Source organism: Novosphingobium profundi (assembly GCF_018491765.1).
GTDB lineage: Bacteria > Pseudomonadota > Alphaproteobacteria > Sphingomonadales > Sphingomonadaceae > Novosphingobium > Novosphingobium profundi.
The window spans coordinates 1-881 of sequence record NZ_JABWCU010000075.1 but is presented as its reverse complement, the minus strand read 5'-3'; the positions used below and the strand labels follow the sequence as shown (position 1 = coordinate 881).

At 58.7% G+C, this 881-nt stretch carries 1 protein-coding gene; it reads left to right on the top strand.

Annotation, left to right across the window (positions count from 1 at the left end; translation table 11 throughout):
* Positions 1 to 881, top strand: an 881-nt coding sequence (locus tag HT136_RS26075) for a Tn3 family transposase (RefSeq protein ID WP_246544483.1), incomplete at both ends; no start/stop codon positions are given.

The window sequence follows — 881 nt, the reverse complement described above, 5'->3', positions numbered from 1 at the left end:
GATCGTTTGCGCGCCGGTGATGTATGGATCGAGGGAACCCGCAACTATCAGCGCTTCGATGCCTATTTGCTGGGTCGGCGCGACGCCGCCAAAGTGGCGGATGTGCTTCCGTTCGATTCAAATGCTGCATCCTACCTCGCTGACCGGGCACGAAATCTTGACTGGCGGCTGCGCCGATTTGCCAAGCAGTTGAAAACAAACAAGCTTGAGGGAGTGTCGCTCGAACGAGACCGGCTCAAGCTTCAGCAAATGCCGCCTGTCACCCCACCGGAAGCTGAAGCCCTCGATCGCAAGCTCGATACCCTGCTTCCCCGCGTGCGCATCACCGAGCTGCTGCTTGAAGTCGCCGAACGCACTGGTTTTTTGAACGCATTCCGTGACCTGCGCTCAGGCAAGGAGCACGACAACCCCAGCACGGTACTCGCCGCAATTCTGGCTGATGGCACCAACCTCGGGCTGGAGCGGATGGCCAATGCCAGCGAAGGCGTCAGCTATGCCCAACTCGCATGGACCCACAACTGGTATCTTTCACCCGAGAACTATCAGGCCGCGCTGGCCATGATCATCTCAGCCCATCACGAATTACCCTTCGCGCGGCATTGGGGCGCTGGCACCAGTTCGTCGTCCGATGGCCAGTTCTTCCGGTCGGGGCGGAGCCGTTCAGGGGCGGCGGACGTCAATGCCAAATATGGCGCCGAACCTGGCGTGAAAATCTATTCTCACCTTTCCGATCACTTCGCATCATTCGGATCACGGGCTCTGTTGCAAACTCTGCTGCGGTTGCCAAGGTTGGGTCCTTGGATTGGTAAGGTCGGTTGTGATGGACGATTTCAAAGGGCGGCATTTTACCGGAGAGGTCATCCTGTGGGCGGTACGCTGGT